The organism is Sulfitobacter sp. 1A12157, from assembly GCF_043557345.1.
In the GTDB taxonomy this organism is placed as follows: Bacteria; Pseudomonadota; Alphaproteobacteria; order Rhodobacterales; family Rhodobacteraceae; genus Sulfitobacter.
Genome location: NZ_JBIFFV010000002.1, coordinates 195,979 through 216,731 on the forward strand (window position 1 = coordinate 195,979; position 20,753 = coordinate 216,731).

Here is a 20,753-nt window from a genome sequence, read left to right on the forward strand (position 1 = left end):
AGCAAAGCGATATGAGGCGGTTTGCATGTTTCGGAATGTCCTAGGTTTCACCAGCGTTGCGGCGCTTTGCATCGGCCTGTCGGCGCCGCTGATGGCGCAATCGGTCGCGGGCCCCTATTTGGCGGGGCGTCATGCTGCCGTGAACAGCGACTACCCCGAGGCCGCGCGCTATTACACCGAAGCGCTGGCGCGGGACCCCAAGAACATCGAACTGATGGAAAGCGCGGTGCTGTCCTATCTCTCGCTCGGGCGGGTGGAAAAGGCGCTGCCGCTGGCGCGCAATATGATCACCCTTGGCACCAAGAGCCAGGTGGCCGAGATGACCCTCGTGGCCGCCTTGGCGAAGGAGGAGGATTACGCCGCCCTGCTTGAACGCGATACCTCGGCCATCGGCCCTTGGGTCGGCGGGCTGGTGCAGGCTTGGGCGCATATGGGGGCGGGCGATGTCACCGCCGCGATGGAGGCATTCGACAGCCTGAGCGAAGAGGCCGGGATGCAGGGCTTCGTGATGTATCACAAGGCGCTTGCACTGGCGAGCGTGGGCGATTTCGAAGGGGCGGAGGCGATCTTTGCCAGTGGTGAGGCAGGGGCCGCAGGTCAGACCCGGCGCGGCGTGATGGCCCATGCCGAGATCCTTGGCCAATTGGGGCGCAGCGAGGATGCGCTGGCCGTGCTCTCTGACGGCTTTGGCACGGATAGCGATCCTGAAATCGCGCGGCTGATCGAAGGGTTGCAGCAAGAGACACCCGCGCCCTTCAGCCATATGCCAGATGCCCAAGCGGGCATGGCCGAGGTGTTTTTCACCTTCGCCGCCGTGCTGCGCAATGAGGCGGCGGGGGACTACTACGTTCTGCTCTATTCGCGCATCGCGCGTTATCTGCGCCCCGATCATGTGGATGCGCTTTTGCTGACGGCAAGCCTTTTGGAGAACCTCGGCGAGCATGATCTGGCGATTGCCGAATATAAATCCCTGCCTGCCGACAGCCCGGCCTATCACGCCGCCGAACTGGGCCGCGCCGATGCGCTGCGCCGCTCTGGCAAGACCGCGCAGGCCATCGAAGTGCTGGAACAACTCGCGCGGAGCCATGGTGATCTGGCCGTGGTGCATTCCACGCTCGGCGACATGCTGCGGGCCGAAGAGGACTATGAGGCGGCCATCGCCTCCTACGATCAGGCGCTCGCGCTGACGCCCGAAACCGCCCGCGCCCGCTGGGTGCTGTTCTACGCCCGCGCCATCGCCAAGGAGCGTAGCGGCGATTGGGAAGGCTCCGAAGCCGATTTCCGCGCCGCGCTTGAGTTGAACCCCGAACAGCCACAGGTGCTGAACTACCTCGGCTACTCGTTGGTCGAACAGCAGCGCAACTTAGACGAGGCGCTGGAGATGATCGAACGCGCCGTCGCGGCCAGCCCCGACAGCGGCTATATCGTCGATTCGCTGGGCTGGGTGTTTTACCGGCTGGACCGCTACGAAGAAGCGGTAGAGCAGATGGAACGCGCGGTCGAGCTGGAGCCGGTCGATCCGGTGGTGAACGATCACCTCGGGGATGTTTACTGGGCCGTGGGCCGCAAACGCGAGGCCGAGTTCCAGTGGCGTCGGGCGCTCTCTTTCGTTGACCTGACGGATGCGGATTCAGAGGCCGACCCCGAGCGGATGCGCCGCAAGCTGGAAGTCGGGCTCGATGCCGTGCTGGCCGAAGAGGGCGCAGCCCCGCTCAAGGTTGCTGCGGACGAATGAGTCTTTCAAAGGATGGGGCGCCCGCGGCTCCCGGCGCTGCGGCGTCGCGGATGGCTTGGGCCAAGGTGAACCTAACCCTGCATTGCACCGGCCAGCGGACCGATGGTTATCACTTGTTGGATTCGCTGGTGGTACGGGCGGGTGTCGGCGATCGGTTGGATGTGGCTGCCGCGAATGATCTGACCCTGACGGTAAGCGGCCCGCGGGCCGAAGGGGTGCCGACCGATGCGCGCAACCTCGTCCTGCGGGCGGCAGAGATGTTGGACGCGGGCGCGGGCCGGGGCGCCGCGCTGCACCTTGAGAAACACCTGCCCGCAGCCGCAGGGATTGGGGGCGGTTCCGCCGATGCGGCGGCGGCCTTGAAGTTGCTTGCGGCGCATTGGGGCGTCCCGCTGCTCGCAGACCCCGCGCGGCTCGGGGCCGATGTGCCGGTCTGCCTGACACGCGGCCCGCAGCGGATGCAGGGGGTGGGGGAGATCCTCACGCCGCTCTGCGCGCTGCCGCCCTGCCATATGGTGCTGGTGAACCCCGGCGTCGATGTGCCGACGCCCGCTGTCTTCTCGGCGCTCAGCGACAAGGACCAGCCGCCGATGCCGGAGGTGATCCCGAGCTTCGCGGGCTTTTCCGACTTCATTGATTTTCTGAGCGCACAGCGCAACGACCTTGCCGCGCCCGCCATCGCGCGGGAGCCGGTCATCGGGGTCTGTCTGGAGGCGCTGAGCGATGCGGCGCTGGCGCGAATGTCGGGCTCGGGCGCGACCTGTTTCGGCCTCTACGCCACGGCGGCGCAGGCCGAGGCCGCGGCCCGTCGCATCGCCAGCGCGGCGCCGCGATGGTGGGTCGCCGCCGCGCCGATCTTGGCCGCTTAGCTGATCCGGGCGACGACGTAGTCGGCCAGATCAATCAACATGTCTTTCAACTCATGGTCGGGCAGGGGGGCAAGCGCCGCTTTGGCTTTTTCGGCCCAGTCACAGGCATCGCGCTGCGTCGCGGTGAGCGTGTCGTGTTTGGCCAAAAGCATCAGCGCATGGTCGAGGTCGCCCTCTTCCTGCTTGCCCTTCTCGATGGTGCGGGTCCAAAAGGCGCGCTCCTCGTCATCCGCCTTTGCCACGGCCTTGATCACCGGCAGGGTCAGCTTGCGCTCGCGGAAGTCGTCGCCGACGTTCTTGCCCGTGGCCCCTGTATCGCCCTGATAATCCAACAGATCGTCGACGATCTGAAAGGCGATGCCAAGCGCGTCACCATAGTCGTAGAGCGCCTTGACCTGATCCTCCGGCGCATCCGCAATCACGCCGCCCACCTCTGTCGCGGCCGAGAAGAGCGCCGCCGTCTTGCCGCGCACGACTTGCAGATAGACCGCCTCGTCCGTGGTCAAATTCTGCGCGGCCGTCAGTTGCAACACCTCGCCCTCTGCGATGGTCGCCGCAGCATTGGACAGGATGCGCATCACCGGCATCGAGCCCGGTTCGGTCATCAACTGAAAGCTGCGCGCAAAGAGGTAATCGCCGACCAGCACCGACGACTGGTTGTCCCACAAAAGGTTTGCCGTGGGCCGCCCGCGACGCTGGGCGCTTTCGTCCACCACATCGTCATGCAGCAGGGTCGCGGTGTGAATGAACTCAACCGTGGCGGCCAGATGGACGTGATAGGGGCCACCGTAGCCGCACATCCGGGCCGCGGCCAGCGTCAGCATCGGGCGCAGGCGTTTGCCGCCCGCCTCGACCAGATGGGCGGTGACCTCGGGGATGCGGGGCGCATGTTTCGACGCCATCCGCTCGCGGATCAGGGCGCTGACCGCCGCCATATCATCGCTCAGATAGGCCGCCATGCGGTCGTGCGGTTTGCCCGTTGCATCACTTTTCATCATCATTTTCCGCGTCCCGCTCGACATGCCGGTAATCCGGCTCTACATCTTTGATATGAAGGAACTTTTGCGCAGCACCGACATGACCATCATCGCCTTTGCCACCGCCCTTCTCAGGGGGGAGGATATAGACTGCTTTGAAATGGACGTAAACATGAGCGTGCTCGAAGGGGGTATTGGGATTTTCCCGCGCCGCCTGATGGTGCATCCTGATGACCATGACGCCGCCCTGCGGGTGATGCGCGACAATGAGATTCCGCTGGGGCTGTGACCCGTTTCGCCGAAGACGACCTGACCTGCGACGCTTTTCTGGGCGGCAAGCTGCACCTCTGGCAGCCGCGCCGGGGGCGGGGCTATCGTGCCGGGGTGGACCCGGTTTTGCTGGCCGCGAGCATCGAGGCCGAGGCGGGGCAGAGCGTGCTGGAGCTTGGCTGCGGAGCCGGTGCGGCGGTGCTTTGTCTGGGGGCGCGGGTGCCGGGGCTGACGCTGACGGGCTGTGAGCTGCAACCCGCCTATGCCGAACTGGCGCGGCGCAATGGCGGCGCGGCGCTGGAGGTGGTGGAGGCCGATCTGACCGAGATGCCCCTGCACCTGCGGCAGCGACAATTTGACCACGTTCTTGCCAATCCGCCCTATTTTGATCGCGCCGCTTCGGTCCAGTCCCGCGATCCGGGGCGTGAAACGGCCTTGGGTGAGGCGACGCCCCTGCGACAATGGGTCCGCACCGCCGCGCGGCGGCTAAGGCCTAAGGGGCAGGCGCATTTTATCCATCGCGCAGAGCGACTGCCCGAGATTCTGGCGGCGCTCCCGCATGAGATGGGATCGGTCGAAGTGCTGCCGCTCGCCTCGCGCGCGGGGCGGATGCCGGAGTTGATTCTCTTGCGTGCGCGCAAGAACGGGCGCGGTGCTTTTCGGCTCTATCACAGCTTCGTCATGCACCGCGGCGCGCGGCACGAGGGGGATGGCGATAGCTATGTGCCGGAAATCGAAGCGGTCCTGCGCCGGGGCGCGCCGCTGGTCTATCCTACTTCTTAAGCGTTTCTTTACCAACTTCACGCTTATGCTGCGGTGCCGCGTGACTTGTGGATCGCGCTGTGGTCCACTGAAATTCCACACACCAATCATGGAGGATTGTATGGCTTTGAACGCACATCTGGACACCCTGAAGCGCAAGCATCAGGCGATGAGTGAGGCGGTGGAAACCGCGCAACGCGCCCCCGGTATGGACGATTTGAAAGTGGCTTCCATGAAGAAGGAGAAACTCCGTTTGAAAGAGGAGATTAGCCGCCTGTCGAGCTGACCCTCGCCGTGCAATGCGGCCTTTCCGACCGCTGCCGTTCCGCTTTGGCGGGGCGGTAGGCAGGGTGGCCAGTAAGTGCCGCATTCGGGCTTCGTTTTCCCATAGAAAAAAGGCCAGTCTTGGGAAAAGACTGGCCCCTTAAATTTCCAGAACATCCGCCCGTCAGACGACGAATTGCGCCCCATTGGCCGAGATGGTCGAGCCGTTGATGAAACCTGCGTCGTCGGAGACGAGGAAGGCCACCGCGCGGGCGATTTCTTCGGGCTCCCCAAGTCGTCCGGCGGGGATCTGCGCGATGATGCTTTCACGGACTTTTTCGGGCACCGCCATAACCATATCCGTCGCGATATAGCCGGGGCAGATGGCATTGGCGGTGATGCCTGCGCGCGCGCCTTCCTGCGCCAGCGATTTCACGATGCCCAGATCGCCTGCCTTGGTCGCGGCATAGTTCACCTGCGCGAACTGCCCCTTTTGCCCGTTGATCGAAGAGATCACGACAACGCGCCCGAATTTGCGTTCGCGCATGCCGGGCCAGACCGGGTGGATCGTGTTGAAGACACCGGTCAGATTGGTGGCAATGACCTCATTCCACTGGTCGGGGGTCATCTTGTGAAAGGGCGCGTCGCGGGTGATGCCCGCATTGGCGACCACCACCTCGATGGGGCCAAGATCGGCTTCGACCTGTTCGATCCCCGCTTTGGAGGCGTCGTAATCTGCCACGTTCCATTTATAGGTCTTGATGCCGGTTTCTTCGGTGAATTTCGCGGCGGCTTCGTCATTGCCGGCATAGGTGGCGGCGACGGTATAGCCCTTGTCCTTCAGCGTGGTCGAAATGGCCGCGCCAATCCCGCGACTTCCCCCGGTGACCAAAGCGATGCGTGACATGTAATCCCTCCCTCAAGGTAATGTTCTTGCAAATGCATGTTTCGGCGCGCAAGAAAGTTGCGCGCCGACCCAGTTTTAGGGGCGCTCAAGGCACATGGCAACACCCATACCGCCGCCGATACACAGCGTCGCCAAACCTTTCTTGGCGTCACGGCGCTGCATTTCGAACAGCAGGGTGTTGAGCACCCGCGCGCCCGAGGCACCAATGGGGTGGCCGATGGCGATGGCGCCGCCGTTGACGTTGACGATTTCCGGATCCCAGCCCATTTCCTTGTTCACGGCGCAGGCCTGCGCGGCGAAGGCTTCATTGGCTTCCACCAGATCGAGGTCTTCAGGCTTCCAGCCGGCTTTCTCCAGCGCTTTGCGCGAGGCATAGACGGGGCCGACGCCCATGATCGACGGGTCGAGTCCGGCGGTGGCATAGGAGGCGATCCGCGCCAGCGGCTGAATGCCCCGCTTTTCGGCTTCATCCGCGCTCATCAGCAGCGCGCCCGCCGCCCCGTCGTTGATGCCCGAGGCATTGGCTGCGGTGACAGAGCCGTCCTTGGTGAAGGCCGGGCGCAGTTTCTGCATCGCTTCGATATTGGCGCCATGGCGGATGTATTCGTCTTGATCGACGACCGTCTCGCCCTTGCGGGTCTTGATGGTGTAGGGAACGATCTCATCGGCGAATTTGCCAGCCTTCTGGGCGGCTTCGGCCTTGTTTTGCGATGCCACGGCGAATTCGTCCTGCTGGTCGCGGCTGATCTGCCATTTTTCGGCCACGTTCTCGGCGGTTTGGCCCATGTGGTAGCCGTTGAACGCATCCCACAGGCCGTCGCGGATCATCGTGTCGATGAACTGCAGATCGCCCATTTTCTGGCCCGCGCGGAGGTTCTGCGCATGGGGGCTGAGGGTCATGTTCTCTTGCCCGCCAGCGGCCACGATATGCGCGTCACCGAGCTGGATATGCTGAGCCGCCAGCGCCACGGCGCGCAGGCCCGAGCCGCAGACCTGATTGATGCCCCAAGCCGCGCTCTCCTTCGGCAGCCCTGCGTTGATATGCGCCTGACGTGCCGGGTTCTGACCCTGGGCGGCGGTCAGCACCTGCCCCAGAATGGTCTCAGAGACTTCGGACGGGTCCACCCCGGCGCGGGCCACCAGTTCTTTCAGAACGGCGGCACCAAGGTCATGGGCGGGCGTATTGGCGAACGCTCCGCCGAAACTGCCCACGGCGGTCCGGGCGGCGGATGCGATGACGACATTGGTCATGATGTGACTTTCCTCTACCTTGTTGGGCGGGGGCACACCGACACGCGCCGTCGTCGGGCGTGGGCGCTCCCGTCCCTCTGAGGTAGTGATAGCGGATGCGCTGCAATGCGGCAACTGAGCAGACTGCCCGCCGCCGCAGCCCCGGCGGCCTGTCCGCGCGGGCCTAGCCGGTGGCCCGCACACGGTCGAAATTCAGCCATGGGGGCCGCGTGGTTGGCGCGGCGAAGTGGTAGCCTTGCAGGCAGTCCACCCCCATCTCGGTCAGCACCGCCGCATCGGCGGCGTTCTCCACGCATTCGGCCACAGTCAGCATGTCGAAATGCGTGGCGATGGACATCAGCGCGGCGGTCAGGGCACGGTTGTCGGGGTTGGTGGCGATGCCGCGAATGAACTGCCCGTCAAGCTTCAGGACATCAAAGTAGAAATCCTTGAAATAGCGGATCGCCGTCTGCCCCGCTCCGAAATCATCCATGGCAAAGCAGATGCCATGGGGCTGCAATTGGTTCATGAAGCTTGTCACCAGTTCCGGCACCATCATGGCCGAGCTTTCCGTGATCTCAAGGATCAGCCGCTCGCCCAAGGTGGCGTCGCGGGCCAGCCAGTGGCGCAAGACGCGGGTCCATTCCTGATACCCGATGGAGCGGGCGGACATATTGATCGACAGGCGCAGCCCGGGGTGGTGGTGCAGCGCGTTCAACCCAAGCCGCAGGGCCAGAACATCCACCTGCCGCCCGGTATCCGTATCCTCGATCGCGGGCATGAAATCCTTGGCCGGAATCACGCGGCCCGTCGGATCCAGCAGGCGGATCAGCCCCTCGTGAAAGGCGACATTCCTCGGGTCGCTGGCCCGCATGACGGGCTGAAACGCCAGTAGCGTTTGGCGGTGTGCCACGGCCTCGCGCACCATTTCAAGCGTCGCGGCGTCGCGCTGCATCACCGCATGGTTCAGCGGGCTGTCCCCACCGGGGGGAACGTCGGCGAAAGGGCGTTGGAATCGACGGGGCACGGCGGTACTCTCTTGCTGTCCTGCGATGGGTATGGGCGCAAATGTGATAATACGGTCTTAATCGGCGGCGATTTCCGCGGTGGATCGCGCAGGGGGAGATCCGAAGATGCAGCGCTGTGACTGGGCCGGGGATGATCCGATTTACCAAGCCTACCATGACACCGAATGGGGCGTGCCCGAATACGACAGCCGCGCGCTTTGGGAGAAGCTGATCCTTGACGGGTTTCAAGCGGGGCTGAGCTGGATCACGATCCTCAAAAAACGCGATAATTTCCGCGCGGCTTTTGCCGGGTTCGATCCGCATCAGATCGCCGAATGGGGCGAGGCGGATGTGCTGCGCCTTTTGGCCGATCCAGGCATCATCCGCCACCGGGGCAAGATCGAGGCCGCCATCACCAACGCGCGCGCGTGGCAAGAGCTGGAGGCCCGCGAGGGGTTCGACGCCTTCATGTGGCGCTATGTTGAGGGCACGCCGCTGCAAAACCGCTTTGCCACACAGGCCGAGGTGCCGCCGAAGACCGCCTTGTCCGAGCAGGTGAGCAAAGACCTGAAGAAAGCCGGTTTCAAGTTCTGCGGGCCGACGATCACCTATGCCTGGATGGAGGCCTGCGGGCTGGTGAACGATCATATCCTGACCTGTCACCGCCACGCGCCCTGCGCTGCGATGGCGCGGTAGGGGCGGGGCAGGGCAAATAGGCTAAATCCCCCGTTGACTCCCTGCCATGGCCCCGTATAAGCGCCCCTTCATTGGTGTTGGTGGACCCCGCAAGGGGAAGCCTGTCGGGCTTCGGCCAAAGGACAACGCCCTTTACCGCCCCTCGGGGCCTTATAAAGGAGATCAGCCGTGACAAAACGCACAGCTGCCAAGCACAAACTAGACCGCCGTATGGGCGAAAACATCTGGGGCCGTCCGAAGTCCCCGGTGAACCGTCGTGAATACGGCCCCGGCCAGCACGGCCAGCGCCGGAAGGGCAAAATGTCGGACTTCGGCATTCAGCTGCGCGCCAAGCAGAAGCTCAAAGGCTACTACGGCGACCTGACCGAGAAGCAGTTCCGCCGCATCTACGGCGAAGCCGAGCGCGTCAAAGGCGACACCGGTGAGAACCTGATCGGCCTGCTCGAGCGCCGTCTGGACGCCGTTGTGTACCGCGCCAAATTCGTGCCGACCGTTTTCGCCGCACGCCAGTTCGTGAACCACGGCCACGTCAAAGTGAACGGCCGCAAGGTCAACATCCCCTCCTACCGCGTGAAAGAGGGTGACGTGATCGAAGTGCGTGACCGTTCTAAGCAGCTGACTTCGGTTCTCGAAGCCGTGCAACTGCCCGAGCGTGACGTGCCGGATTACCTCGAGTGCGACCACTCCAAAATGACCGCGACTTTCGTGCGCACACCGAGCCTTGGCGACGTGCCGTACCCGGTTGTCATGGAGCCGAACCTCGTCGTGGAATTCTACGCGAAGAACTAAGCTTCTTCGCCTGTCGAATGCCAAAGGCCGCGTGGTGCAGACCGCGCGGCCTTTTTCTTTGTGCGGCGCGCGGCGGGCAGCAGGGCAACAGCCTGTCCGCTGACGCCGCGGATGCAGAATGATTCTGGCATCACCGCGGCACCCCCGATAGAAGGGCGGCAGTAGCGTGAGGAATAGAGCGAGATGACACAGATCGCACCGCAGCCGGGCATTATGGAGATTGACCTGTACCAAGGGGGGGCGGCGCATGTCGCGGGCCTTGAGAATGTGGTCAAACTCAGCTCGAACGAGAACCCGCTGGGGCCAAGCCCCGCCGCCGTGGAGGCCTATCGCCGCGCGGCCTATGACCTGCATCGCTACCCATCCTCCGACCATAGCGCCCTGCGCGCCGCCATTGCCGAGGTGCTGGACCTCGATGGAGAGCGGATCATCTGCGGCGCGGGTTCGGACGAGATTATCGCTTTTCTCTGCCAAGCCTATGCCGGCCCGGGCACCGAGGTGGTGCATACCGAACACGGCTTTGCCATGTACCGTATCTCGGCGCTGGCCGCCGGGGCCACGCCGGTCGAGGTGCCCGAGCGTGAGCGGGTGACCGATGTCGACGCGATCCTCGCCGCCTGTACCGAGGCGACGCGGCTCGTGTTCATCGCCAATCCCAACAACCCCACCGGCACGATGATCGGTCTGGCCGAGATCGAGCGTCTGGCCGAAGCGCTGCCGCCGCAGGCGCTTTTGGTGCTCGACGGAGCCTATGCCGAATATGTCGAGGGCTATGACGGCGGGGCCGCGCTGGTCGACCGGCGCGACAACGTGGTGATGACGCGCACCTTCTCCAAGCTCTACGGCCTTGGCGGGTTGCGGATCGGCTGGGGCTATGGGCCGAGCCATGTGATCGACGTGCTGAACCGGGTGCGGGGGCCGTTCAACCTGTCGCAGGCGGCACTCAATGCCGCTGAGGCTGCGATGCGCGACCGCGCCTATACCGACCATTGCCGCGCCGAAAACGCCCGCTGGCGCAGCTGGCTGGCCGATGCGCTGGCCGAGATCGGCGTGCCTTCGGACGTCTCGCTCGCCAATTTCGTGCTGGCCCGTTTCGCCAATCAGGCCGAGGCCGAGGCCTGCGACGATTACCTCAAGACACAAGGGCTGATCGTGCGCCGGGTGGCGGGCTACAACCTGCCCAACTGCCTGCGCATCACCGTGGGCGATGAAAGCGCCTGCCGCCGCGTCGTCCATGCTGTGCGGCAGTTCAAGGGGGGCAATTGATGGCGCAGGTCTATGATAGGGTCGCCCTCATTGGGCTGGGGCTGATCGCCTCCTCGCTGTTCTGGGCGATGAAGCGCGGCGGGCTGGCGGGTGAGGTCACCGGCTATGCCCGCAGCGACGAGACCCGCGCCACGGCGCGCGAGATCGGCCTCTGCGACCGGGTCTGCGACAGTGCCGCCGAGGCGGTCGCGGGCGCCGATCTGGTGGTGCTCTGCGTGCCGGTGGGCGTGATGGGCGCCGTCGCGGCCGAGATCGCGCCACATCTGGCACCGGGGGCCACCGTGACGGATGTAGGCTCGGTCAAGGCCGACGTGATCGCGCAGGTCGGCCCGCATTTGCCCGACGGCGTGCATTTCATTCCCGCGCACCCGCTTGCGGGGACCGAACATTCCGGCCCGCGCAGCGGTTTTGCCGAACTCTTCGACAACCGCTGGTGCCTGTTGGTCCCGGTGGAGGGGACCGACCCCGAGGCCATCGCGCGGCTGCGCGCGCTCTGGGAAGGGGCGGGCGCCAATGTCGAGGAGATGGACGCCGAGCATCACGATCTGGTGCTGGCCGTGACCTCGCATGCGCCGCACCTCATCGCCTATACGATGGTGGGTGTGGCCGACGACCTGCGTCGGGTGACCGACAGCGAGGTCATCAAATATTCCGCCGCCGGTTTCCGCGACTTCACCCGGATTGCGGCGAGCGATCCGACGATGTGGCGCGATGTCTTCCTGACCAACAAGGACGCCACGCTGGAAATCCTTGGCCGTTTCACCGAAGAGTTGTTTGCCCTGCAACGCGCCATCCGCACCGGGGACGGCGATCATCTGCACGCCTATTTCACCCGCACCCGGGCGATCCGGCGCGGCATCATCGAGGCGGGGCAGGATACCGACGCGCCCGACTTTGGCCGGGGCGCGCCCAAGCCATGAGGGGCTGGGCTGTCCTGCCGCTGATCATGCTGGGGCAAATCGCCTTGGCTGCGGGGCCGGACAGTTCTGAGCGCCCGGTGGCGCGAAGCAAGGCGGAGCGCTTGCCGGTGAGCGTCGCCCCCGGCGGCGCGATCGCCCCGCCCGAACGTGACCCCGCAGCACGCGCCGCCGCCGGGGGCGGGCAGGGGATGAAAGCATCGCTCCGTCCCACCCTGCGCAGCGCAAAGATCGAACAGGCCGCCCGTGCACGCCAGCAAATGTTGGTCAGGGGCGCTGTCTGCGGTGATCTGGCAATTCAGGGCAAGCGGGTAGGCCGGGTGCCGGGCCGGATCAGCGGTTGCGGGATCGAGGATGCGGTCAAAGTCCGCTCGGTCTCGGGCATCCGGCTCAGCACCGCGGCTGTGATGGATTGCACCACGGCCAAGGCGCTGACCACATGGGTGCGCCAATCGGCGGTGCCCGCTTTGGCGGGGCAGGGCGGGGGGCTGAAAGAGCTCAAAGTCGCCGCGCATTATGCCTGCCGGACGCGGAACAACCGCAAGGGGGGCAAGATTTCCGAACATGGCAAAGGCCGCGCGATCGACATTTCCGGGTTTGAATTGGCGGACGGCAGCACGATCAGCCTGCTGAAGGGCTGGCGTGCCCGGCGCAGCAGCGCGGCCTTGCGGCGGATGCACCGGGGCGCCTGCGGACCCTTCGGCACGGTGCTGGGACCAGAGGCAGACCGCTTTCATCAAGACCATTTTCACTTTGACACGGCGCGCTATCGCAGCGGCAGCTACTGCCGCTAAGCGGCCGTTAGGGTTGGATCAACCGCGGTGCGGGGCCAAGCGGGATCCCCGCCAGCATCATCTGACCGTCCGTAAAGATCAGGTCGAAGTCCAATCCGCCCGGCGTGCCGCCCCGCGCTTCCAACAGCCGCAGCATGGTGTCGACCTGCCCGCGCATCGACGGCGGCAGAAAGCCCGCGCGTTCGCCCGCGTCGAGCAGTCTGGACCAATTGGTGACGCGCAGGCTCAGCACCCCATCGGGAATGCCCGCAGCGTCAAAGGTCAGCGCTCCCTCGGCGCCCAAAGCCACCTCGCCCCAAGCGGCATCCACATTCTCAACCGTCAGCGCGTCGATCTGTGGCAGGGTGCCTGCCATCGCGCTGTGCCGGTCCAACGGGCGGTCAAAGGTCACGGCCATCCGTGCCGACAGCATCGGCTGACCGCCGGGCTGGCCTGTGCCATCGCCCAAGACCTTGCGCAGCAGGGGGCCGGGGGTGATGCCGCCGGGCAGCAGCGCGATGTCATAGTCCCGCGCCGCATTGCCCGATTGCGCGATCCGCATTCGCGGCTCTTCGGCCTTCAGCAGCAGCCCGTCGGGGCCGTCGACCTCAAGATGCGTGCTGCGAAGCTCCATCGCCTCCAGCTGAAGCGAGGTTCCGGGGTGGAGTTCCAGATCGGCGCGCAGATCGCGCATCTTCAGCGTCAGGGGCAGCGCCCCTGCGGGCAGGTCGGCAGCCGCAACGGGCGCGCGGGCGGAGAGATCACCGGGCCACCAGACCGGGGCGGAGAGATCAAGCTGCGGGGCTTCGAATGCCAGACCACGGGTCGGGTCCGCCACGGCCAACCCGCTCACCCGGTTTTGCAAGGTTAGGGGGAAGCCCGCTTTGTCGATCTCTTTGAGCGTCACCTCCCAGCCCGCCGCGCGGCGGGTGTCGAGCAAGCGGGTGAGCGTGCTTTGCATCTGCGCCGTGGCGGCGGCCCACCACGCGCCCCAAAGTGCGGCGAGCACAATCAGCAGCCAAACCAATTTCCGCATTTCGATAGCCCTTCAAATCGTGCTTCAGATGCGGTTTACCGAAGGCCAGCAGAAAGGACCAGCAGGATGACAATGTGGGTATTTGGCTATGGCAGCCTTTTGTGGAACCCCGGTTTCGAGGTGGCGGAAAGCGTGATCGCCACGCTGCCGGGCTATGCGCGATCGTTCTGCATGCGCTCGATCCATCACCGGGGCACGGTCGACCAGCCGGGGCTGGTACTGGCGCTCGACGAATCCGTCCGCTCGGCCTGCGAAGGCATGGCGATGCGGGTGGCTGCGGGGCAGGAGGCGCAGACGCTGGAGTACCTGCGCGAACGTGAGCTGATCTCCTCGGCCTATGTCGAGAAAAACCTCACCGTGCAACTGACCGATGGCCGCGACGTGGAGGCGGTGACCTATGTGATCGACGCGGCGCATGATCAATATTGCGGCGGGCTGCCCTTGGAAGAACAAGCGCAGATCATTGCCCGCGCCGTAGGCGGACGCGGACCAAATACCGAGTATTTGATCAACACCGCCGTGCATCTGTCCGAAGTGGGCTTGCATGACCCCGCGTTGGAGTGGTTGCATGATCGGGTGAAGGCTTTGACCTCATAAAAACTTGGCAACTCTTTGCCGTTTCAGTGTAGGCTGCGGCAAGAGCAGAACAAAGGGTCAGGAAAGGCCGCATGGCACAGCCAGACCGCAAGGCAAAACCGCAGTTTTCACAACCGGTGCGTCAGATTTCTCTGATGCTGATCGCGCTCGGCCTTACGGGAGCAGGGGTGTTTTTGGCGCTGCCGCGGGTGCTGCCGATCTTTGCCGCGAACCCATGGCTGAATGGGGTCATCATCTTTGTCTTCATCGTCGGTGTGCTGGCCTGTTTCTATCAGGTGATGCAGCTTATCGGCTCGGTCCGCTGGATCGAGGATTTTGCCGCCGGCAATGCCGAACCCGATGCCAAGCCGCCGCAGTTGCTGGCACCCTTGGCGTCGCTTCTACGCCAGCGCGGTGCGCGGATGCAGGTCAGCACGACCTCCACCCGGTCGATCCTCGATTCCGTCGCCTCGCGTATCGACGAAGTGCGCGAGATCACGCGCTATATCGTCAATATGTTGATTTTCCTCGGCCTTCTGGGAACGTTTTACGGGCTGGCCACGACCGTTCCGGCAGTGGTCGACACGATCCGCTCCCTCGCCCCGGGTGAGGGAGAGGCGGGTGTCGATGTCTTTGGCCGTCTGATGACCGGGCTTGAGGCGCAACTGGGCGGCATGGGCGTGGCCTTTGGCTCTTCGCTTCTGGGGCTTGCGGGCTCTCTCGTCGTGGGGCTGTTGGAGCTTTTTGCGGGGCATGGGCAGAACCGGTTTTACCAAGAGTTGGAAGATTGGCTGAGTTCCATCACGCGGGTCGGGCTGACCTCGGGCGATGATGTGAGCGATCAGAACATCATGGCCAGCGTGATGGACCAGATGGTCGAACAGATGGCCGAGATGCAGCAGATGTTCACCCAATCTGACGTCAGCCGCGCCATGGTCGACGACAAGCTGGGCAAGCTGGCCGATGCCGTGGACCGGATGACCACTCGGATGGAGCATGACACGTCCACCAACAGCGCGCTGGAGCGGGTGGCCGACGGGCAGGACCGGTTGATCGCCACGCTCGAAGGTCAGGTCGCGGGCGAAGGGATCGACGCGGAAAGCCGGATGCGCCTGCGCTCCATCGACGTGCAGATGCTGCGTATCTTGGAAGAAATCTCAGCCGGGCGTCAGGAAACCATGGCCGAATTGCGCAAGGATATCTCTTTGCTGGCCAAGGCGCTTTCCGGGCAACGCGCCCCTGAGACCCGCCGCCTGCGGGCGGGCGATACCTCCGGTGGCGGGGACCAGTAATGGCACTTTCCCGGCGGACAGGCGCACGGTTTCAGGGCTCCATCTGGCCGGGGTTCGTCGATGCGATGACCGGGCTTTTGCTGGTTCTGATGTTTGTACTGACCATCTTCATGGTGGTGCAATTCGTCCTGACTGAGCGGATCAGCGGGCAGGAAAGCGAGCTTAACGAACTGGCCGGAGAGGTCGCGGCCCTTGCCCACGCGCTTGGCGTCGAGGAACGGACCACCGCGCGGTTGGAGGCGCGGCTCGGCGCGCTGAATGCCTCACTGAACGACGCGCGTGATGAGGTGTCGCGGCAAGAGGCGGTGATCGCCGGGCTGACCTCGGAACGCGACGCGCAGGCGGCTGCCTTGCAAGCGGCCGAGGCCGAGATCACGGGGTTTGAGGCGCGGGTGGCCGCGCTCTTGGCCTCGCAGGCCGAAGATCAGGCGCGTATCGGTGACTTGGAAACCCGCGAAGCCGCGCTCTTGGATGAGCAAGAGGCACTGAACCTCGCGCTCAGCACCGCGCGGGAAGAGATCGACGCGCAGGCGGAAACGGCCCGGCTTGCCGCCGCGAAACGCGAGGCGCTGGACGCGCTGGTGGCCGATTTGCGGGCGCAAAACGCCGAAGCCGAGGCCGAAGTCGCCGCCCTCAATGCCGAGGTGGCGGAGACCGAAGAGGCGCTGAGCGCCGAGGAAGCCGCGCGTTTGGCCGAAGCCGCAGCGGCGCAGGCGCTGCGCGACCGGCTAGAGGATGCGGATGCGGAATTGACGGCCATGACCCTTTCGCTTGAGGCGCAGCGCAAGAAGGCCGAAGAGACGCTGACCCTTTTGGCGGCCGCCCGCGCGGCGCGCAGCGATCTTGACAGTGAGCTTGCCGCAGCACTGCTGCGGATGGAGCGGCTGGAGGAGAGCGGCGCGGGTCTGGAGGCCGAACGCGCCGCCCTGGCCGAGGAGTTGGAAGCCGCGGAAGGCACCGAAGAGGAGCTGCGCACGCGGCTGGCGCAGGCCGAGGCGACCGAGCAGGCCTTGAACGCCCGTCTGGCCGAGGCGCTGGCCCGTGTGCAGTCCCTTGAGGAGGAGGGCGCGGCGCTGAGCGGCACGCAGTCGGACCTGCGCGAACGTCTGGCGCAGGCGCTGGCGGCAAAACTCGCCGCCGAGACCTTGGCCGAGGATAAGACCACCGCCGCCGAACGCCGCGCGGCCCTTTTGGCCCAAGCCGAAGAGACGCTGGCCGAGGAAAAAGCCGTGAGCGCCGCCGCGCAACGGCAGACCGAATTGCTGAACCAGCAAGTCGCGGAACTGCGCGCGCAACTGGGCAACCTACAGGCGTTGCTTGATGACGCCATCGCGCGGGATGCGGCGAAATCGGTGGAATTGCAGTCTCTTGGCTCCGAGTTGAACACCGCGCTGGCGCGGGTCGCGGCAGAGGAACGCCGCCGCGCCGAGTTGGAAGCGGCCGAGCGCAAGCGGCTTGAGGAAGAGAGCAAGAACCTCGCCCAGTACCGCTCGGAATTCTTTGGCCGGTTGCGTGATCTGCTGGGCAATCAGGAGGGGGTGCGGATCGAAGGCGACCGTTTCGTCTTCTCCTCCGAGGTGCTGTTCGCGCCGGGCAGTGCGGTGCTGAGCCAAGACGGGCAGGGTGAGATTGCCAAGGTGGCGGGCATCCTGCGCAGCGTGGTGGACGAGATCCCGCCCGAGATCGATTGGGTGATCCGCGTCGATGGTCATACCGACAATGTGCCGCTGTCCGGCTTTGGGGAGTTTGCGGACAACTGGGAGCTCAGCCAAGCGCGGGCGCTGTCGGTGGTCAAATATATGGTCAATTTCCTCGGCATCGCGCCGGATCGTTTGGCTGCCAACGGCTTTGGCCAGTATCAGCCCGTGGCCGAGGGCAATACCGAAGCCGCGCGGGCGCAGAACAGGCGGATCGAGCTGAAGTTTACCGAGAAGTAAGCGGGCACCCCGGACCTATCGCAGGGTCAGAACGCCGGTCTTTTCGTCGATCACACGGCCTTCGCGCAGCAGGGTAACCTTGCCTGTATAGCGCCCGGCGGCCCATGGCGCAGAAGCCGCGCGTTTGCCGATCGCACGGAAGGATTGCGCCTGCGGCTTTTCCATCACCACATCCCTTTCGATCACGCTGCCCTTCGGACCGGCGAGGCTGAGGCGCAGCACGTCATCCTTCCGCGTGCCGTAGCTGTAGCCGTAGATGACCAAGGCAGGCGCATCTTTGGGCAGGCTGTCGCGATGAGCCTCTCCCGCTTTGATCTCATCATAGCTGGGCACGCGGTCGGCGAAGCCAAGCGCAATCAGCCCGCCGGGGCGGTAGGGCGGGGGGTCTTGCCAGAGGGTGTTGCGCGGTTCGGTGTCACAACTGGGGCCTTCGGGGGCGAATGGATCGACGGGCGTGCCGTGATGGCGCAGCGACAGGTGCAGGTGCGGAAAGGCCGCTTTGCCGGACTGACCGACCAACCCGAGCGCATCGCCGACCGCCACCTCTTGCCCTTCCTGCACGCGGAGCGAGCCGCGTTTCAGGTGGCAGTACTGCGTCTCCCACCCCTCGCCGAGGTCGATCACCACGCCATTGCCACATTCGCGCCCTTCAACCTCTGAAAGCGGCGCGCCATCTGGCATCCCATCCCGCAATCCTTTGACCACCCCCGCCGCTGCCGCGCGCACGGTGACGCCCGTGGCCATCGCCGCCCGGTCGGGCAGGGCGAAATCCGTGCCCTTGTGGCCGTCATAGGTCAGGCCGGAACAGCGGTAGTCCTCTGCGCCGTCGCTCGGGTCGCGGTCCATATATTGTTGGATGTGGCAGTCCCGCCCAAGGGTGCAATCCAGCGGAAAGGCCAGTTGCAAATCCTCCGCCAGCGCAGGGCTGGCGGAGGAGAGGATCAGGGCCAGTGCGGCCCGATAGATCATTCCGCGGTGAGCAGCGGGGGCCGGTCACCGGAAAGACGCTTGCTTTCGCTGCCCAAGACCTTGAGCGTCAACTCATCATCCTTGACACCGACCTTAACGACACCGCCCTTGGCCAGCTTGCCAAAGAGCAATTCCTCGGCCAGCGGCTTCTTAATGTGCTCTTGGATCACACGGCCCAGGGGGCGCGCGCCCATCTTGTCGTCATAGCCCTTGTCGGCAAGCCATTCGGCGGCTTTCTTCGACAGTTCGATGGTCACGTTCCGGTCCATCAGCTGCGCTTCGAGTTGCAGCACGAACTTCTCGACCACCCGCAGGATCACCGACTTCGGCAGCGGCGCGAAGGAGATCACCGCGTCCAGACGGTTGCGGAACTCCGGTGTGAAGGTCCGCTCGATCGCGGCGGTATCCTCACCCTCGCGGCGGTCGCGGCCAAAGCCTACAGCCGCTTTGGCCTGTTCGGAGGCACCCGCGTTGGAGGTCATGATCAGCACCACATTGCGGAAATCCACCGTGCGGCCATTGTGATCGGTCAGCTTGCCGTGGTCCATCACCTGCAACAGGATGTTGTAGACGTCCGGATGCGCCTTCTCCATCTCGTCCAAGAGCAGCACACAGTGCGGATGCTGGTCCACGCCATCGGTCAGCATGCCGCCCTGATCGAAGCCGACATAGCCCGGAGGCGCGCCGATCAGACGGCTGACCGCGTGTTTCTCCATATATTCCGACATGTCGAAACGCAGCAGTTCCACGCCAAGCGTATCGGCCAGCTGCTTGGCGACCTCGGTTTTACCCACGCCAGTGGGACCAGCGAAGAGGTAATTGCCGATGGGCTTGTCCGGCTCGCGCAGGCCCGCGCGGGAGAGTTTGATGGCCGAAGACAGCGCCTCGATCGCGGCATCCTGACCGAAGACCACCCGCTTGAGCGAGCTTTCCAGATCCTTCAGCACCACCACGTCGTCCTTGGAGACGTTCTTCGGCGGAATGCGGGCGATCTTGGCCACCACGGCCTCGACCTCTTTGGTGCCGATGGTCTTGCGGCGCTTGGAGGCGGCGACGAGGTGCTGCGCGGCACCGGCTTCGTCGATCACGTCGATCGCGCTGTCCGGCAGCTTGCGGTCGTTGATGTAGCGATGCGCCAGTTCCACCGAGGTCTTGATCGCGTCGGAGGTGTATTTGACGCTGTGATGCTCCTCGAAATAGGGCTTGAGACCCTTCAGGATCTTTGTGGCGTCTTCGACCGAAGGCTCGCTCACGTCGATCTTCTGGAACCGGCGGCTCAGCGCGCGGTCCTTCTCGAAATGCTGGCGGAACTCCTTATAGGTGGTGGAGCCCATGGTGCGCAGTTTGCCGCCCTGAAGCGCGGGCTTGAGCAGGTTGGAGGCATCCATCGCCCCGCCGGAAGTGGCACCGGCGCCGATCACGGTGTGGATCTCGTCGATGAAGAGCACGGCGTCCTTGTGATCCTCAAGCTCGGTCACCACGGCCTTGAGCCGCTCCTCGAAATCACCGCGGTAGCGGGTGCCTGCGAGCAGGGCGCCCATGTCGAGCGAGTAGATCGTGGTATTGGCCAGCACCTCAGGCGTTTCGCCGGCGACGATCTTGCGCGCCAGACCTTCGGCGATGGCGGTCTTGCCAACACCCGGATCCCCCACCAGAAGCGGGTTATTCTTGCGGCGGCGGCAGAGCACTTGAATGCAGCGCTCAACCTCGCCCTCGCGGCCGATCAGCGGGTCAATGTCGCCCTCACGGGACTTGGCGTTGAGGTCCACGCAGTATTTGGCCAGCGCGGATTCCTTCTTGTCGCCATCGGTGACGCCTTGGGCCTCTTCCTCGGCCTCGGGCGCGCCTGTGACGGGGCGGGATTCCCCATATGCCGGGTCTTTGGCGACACCATGGGCGATGAAGTTTACCGCGTCATAGCGGGTCATATCCTGCTCTTGCAGGAAATAGGCGGCGTTGCTCTCACGCTCGGCAAAGATGGCGACCAGCACGTTGGCGCCCGTCACCTCGGTCCGACCCGAGGATTGCACGTGGATCGCGGCGCGTTGGATCACGCGCTGGAAGGCCGCCGTCGGCACCGCTTCGGAACCGTCGATGTCAGTGATCAAGTTGCTAAGGTCATCGTCGACGAATTCGACCAGCGTATCGCGCAGGTCGGAGACATCGACGGAACAGGCTTTCATGACCTGCACGGCGTCGGGTTCATCGAGCAAGGCCAGCAACAGATGTTCAAGCGTTGCGAATTCGTGGCGGCGGGCATTGGCCAACGCGAGGGCCGCGTGGATTGCCTGCTCAAGTGTAGTCGAGAATGAAGGCACGGGCGTGCTCCTTTTCGATCGGGGTCGGTGAGGTGCTGAGATGTCTCAGGCCCCGGTCCGACCATGGCCTCATAGTATTAGAGTTTGGTTGATCATCGCCCATCTTCAAGAAGATTCTGGTCCGAATCGGTCACATTTGCCGTGAGCGAGGACTTTGAGCCAT

The 20,753-nt window shown here is 64.6% G+C and carries 20 protein-coding genes; 13 read left to right on the forward strand and 7 right to left on the reverse strand.

Going from position 1 to position 20,753, the window contains the following annotated elements:
* Positions 1-25 precede the first annotated feature (25 nt).
* Together ACGYLC_RS04870 and ACGYLC_RS04875 are read left to right on the forward strand one after the other, a co-directional pair.
* Positions 26-1,735 carry a tetratricopeptide repeat protein gene (locus ACGYLC_RS04870; protein WP_394421973.1) on the forward strand — a complete coding sequence of 570 codons (1,710 nt, stop codon included), beginning with the start codon at positions 26-28 and terminating at the stop codon, positions 1,733-1,735.
* A 50-nt stretch (positions 1,736-1,785) separates the two neighbouring features.
* Positions 1,786-2,604 (forward strand): 4-(cytidine 5'-diphospho)-2-C-methyl-D-erythritol kinase, encoded by an 819-nt coding sequence (locus ACGYLC_RS04875; protein ID WP_394421974.1) that lies wholly within the window; start codon positions 1,786-1,788, stop codon positions 2,602-2,604.
* On the opposite strand, the gene ACGYLC_RS04880 is transcribed toward ACGYLC_RS04875, so the two are convergent.
* Entirely contained in the window at positions 2,601-3,599 is a 999-nt protein-coding gene (locus ACGYLC_RS04880) for a polyprenyl synthetase family protein (RefSeq protein WP_394421975.1), read from the reverse strand. The two genes, ACGYLC_RS04875 and ACGYLC_RS04880, sit on opposite strands and share 4 nt — an antisense overlap.
* A 55-nt stretch (positions 3,600-3,654) precedes the next feature.
* Here ACGYLC_RS04880 and ACGYLC_RS04885 point away from each other — a divergent pair, with 55 nt between their 5' ends.
* The 3 genes from ACGYLC_RS04885 to ACGYLC_RS04895 all read left to right on the forward strand — a co-directional run bounded on the left by ACGYLC_RS04885 (position 3,655) and on the right by ACGYLC_RS04895 (position 4,899).
* Complete coding sequence (locus ACGYLC_RS04885; RefSeq protein ID WP_040700850.1) at positions 3,655-3,870, forward strand: DUF2007 domain-containing protein; 216 nt, start codon at positions 3,655-3,657, stop codon at positions 3,868-3,870.
* Positions 3,867-4,634: a tRNA1(Val) (adenine(37)-N6)-methyltransferase gene (locus tag ACGYLC_RS04890; RefSeq protein WP_394421977.1), complete on the forward strand. Its 768-nt coding sequence runs from the start codon at positions 3,867-3,869 to the stop codon at positions 4,632-4,634. The genes ACGYLC_RS04885 and ACGYLC_RS04890 overlap by 4 nt, the downstream gene beginning before the upstream one ends.
* Before the next feature lie 100 nt (positions 4,635-4,734).
* Positions 4,735-4,899, forward strand: coding sequence for a YdcH family protein (locus ACGYLC_RS04895; protein ID WP_082852182.1), 165 nt, complete (start codon positions 4,735-4,737; stop codon positions 4,897-4,899).
* A 162-nt stretch (positions 4,900-5,061) separates the two neighbouring features.
* On the opposite strand, the gene phbB is transcribed toward ACGYLC_RS04895, so the two are convergent.
* The 3 genes from phbB to ACGYLC_RS04910 all read right to left on the reverse strand — a co-directional run bounded on the left by phbB (position 5,062) and on the right by ACGYLC_RS04910 (position 8,041).
* Complete coding sequence (gene phbB / locus ACGYLC_RS04900; RefSeq protein WP_067942768.1) at positions 5,062-5,784, reverse strand: acetoacetyl-CoA reductase; 723 nt, start codon at positions 5,782-5,784, stop codon at positions 5,062-5,064.
* A 75-nt stretch (positions 5,785-5,859) separates the two neighbouring features.
* The gene (locus tag ACGYLC_RS04905; RefSeq protein ID WP_394421979.1) at positions 5,860-7,035 is read right to left on the reverse strand and encodes an acetyl-CoA C-acetyltransferase; all 1,176 of its coding nucleotides are present in this window, start codon (positions 7,033-7,035) and stop codon (positions 5,860-5,862) included.
* A 163-nt stretch (positions 7,036-7,198) separates the two neighbouring features.
* Positions 7,199-8,041: an EAL domain-containing protein gene (locus tag ACGYLC_RS04910; RefSeq protein ID WP_394421980.1), complete on the reverse strand. Its 843-nt coding sequence runs from the start codon at positions 8,039-8,041 to the stop codon at positions 7,199-7,201.
* A 106-nt stretch (positions 8,042-8,147) separates the two neighbouring features.
* Between ACGYLC_RS04910 and ACGYLC_RS04915 the strand changes: the two genes are divergently transcribed.
* The 5 genes from ACGYLC_RS04915 to ACGYLC_RS04935 all read left to right on the forward strand — a co-directional run bounded on the left by ACGYLC_RS04915 (position 8,148) and on the right by ACGYLC_RS04935 (position 12,483).
* On the forward strand, positions 8,148-8,717 hold the full coding sequence (locus ACGYLC_RS04915; protein WP_394421982.1) for a DNA-3-methyladenine glycosylase I: 570 nt from the start codon (positions 8,148-8,150) through the stop codon (positions 8,715-8,717).
* A 168-nt stretch (positions 8,718-8,885) separates the two neighbouring features.
* Entirely contained in the window at positions 8,886-9,506 is a 621-nt protein-coding gene (gene rpsD, locus ACGYLC_RS04920) for a 30S ribosomal protein S4 (RefSeq protein ID WP_271693051.1), read from the forward strand.
* A gap of 183 nt (positions 9,507-9,689) precedes the next feature.
* On the forward strand, positions 9,690-10,772 hold the full coding sequence (gene hisC, locus ACGYLC_RS04925; RefSeq protein WP_394421984.1) for a histidinol-phosphate transaminase: 1,083 nt from the start codon (positions 9,690-9,692) through the stop codon (positions 10,770-10,772).
* Positions 10,772-11,692 carry a prephenate/arogenate dehydrogenase family protein gene (locus ACGYLC_RS04930; RefSeq protein WP_394421986.1) on the forward strand — a complete coding sequence of 307 codons (921 nt, stop codon included), beginning with the start codon at positions 10,772-10,774 and terminating at the stop codon, positions 11,690-11,692. The genes hisC and ACGYLC_RS04930 overlap by 1 nt, the downstream gene beginning before the upstream one ends.
* Positions 11,689-12,483 (forward strand): extensin family protein, encoded by a 795-nt coding sequence (locus tag ACGYLC_RS04935; protein WP_394421988.1) that lies wholly within the window; start codon positions 11,689-11,691, stop codon positions 12,481-12,483. Before ACGYLC_RS04930 ends, ACGYLC_RS04935 begins: the two co-directional genes overlap by 4 nt.
* Before the next feature lie 7 nt (positions 12,484-12,490).
* Here the strand turns inward: ACGYLC_RS04935 and ACGYLC_RS04940 are convergent, their stop codons facing one another.
* Positions 12,491-13,498 (reverse strand): DUF2125 domain-containing protein, encoded by a 1,008-nt coding sequence (locus ACGYLC_RS04940; protein WP_394421989.1) that lies wholly within the window; start codon positions 13,496-13,498, stop codon positions 12,491-12,493.
* Positions 13,499-13,564: 66 nt separating this feature from the next.
* On the opposite strand from ACGYLC_RS04940, the gene ACGYLC_RS04945 reads away from it, so the two are divergent.
* From ACGYLC_RS04945 to ACGYLC_RS04955, 3 genes are all read left to right on the forward strand, one after another.
* A complete protein-coding gene (locus tag ACGYLC_RS04945; protein ID WP_394421990.1) occupies positions 13,565-14,095 on the forward strand; it encodes a gamma-glutamylcyclotransferase in 531 nt (176 codons plus the stop codon).
* Positions 14,096-14,166: 71 nt separating this feature from the next.
* Positions 14,167-15,366: a biopolymer transporter ExbB gene (locus tag ACGYLC_RS04950; protein ID WP_394421992.1), complete on the forward strand. Its 1,200-nt coding sequence runs from the start codon at positions 14,167-14,169 to the stop codon at positions 15,364-15,366.
* Positions 15,366-17,303 (forward strand): peptidoglycan -binding protein, encoded by a 1,938-nt coding sequence (locus tag ACGYLC_RS04955; RefSeq protein WP_394421993.1) that lies wholly within the window; start codon positions 15,366-15,368, stop codon positions 17,301-17,303. Before ACGYLC_RS04950 ends, ACGYLC_RS04955 begins: the two co-directional genes overlap by 1 nt.
* Before the next feature lie 15 nt (positions 17,304-17,318).
* On the opposite strand, the gene ACGYLC_RS04960 is transcribed toward ACGYLC_RS04955, so the two are convergent.
* Positions 17,319-18,272, reverse strand: a complete 954-nt coding sequence (locus ACGYLC_RS04960; protein ID WP_394421994.1) for a M23 family metallopeptidase — start codon at positions 18,270-18,272, stop codon at positions 17,319-17,321.
* Positions 18,269-20,590, reverse strand: coding sequence for an ATP-dependent Clp protease ATP-binding subunit ClpA (clpA, locus tag ACGYLC_RS04965; protein ID WP_394401813.1), 2,322 nt, complete (start codon positions 20,588-20,590; stop codon positions 18,269-18,271). Before clpA ends, ACGYLC_RS04960 begins: the two co-directional genes overlap by 4 nt.
* Positions 20,591-20,753 lie beyond the last annotated feature (163 nt).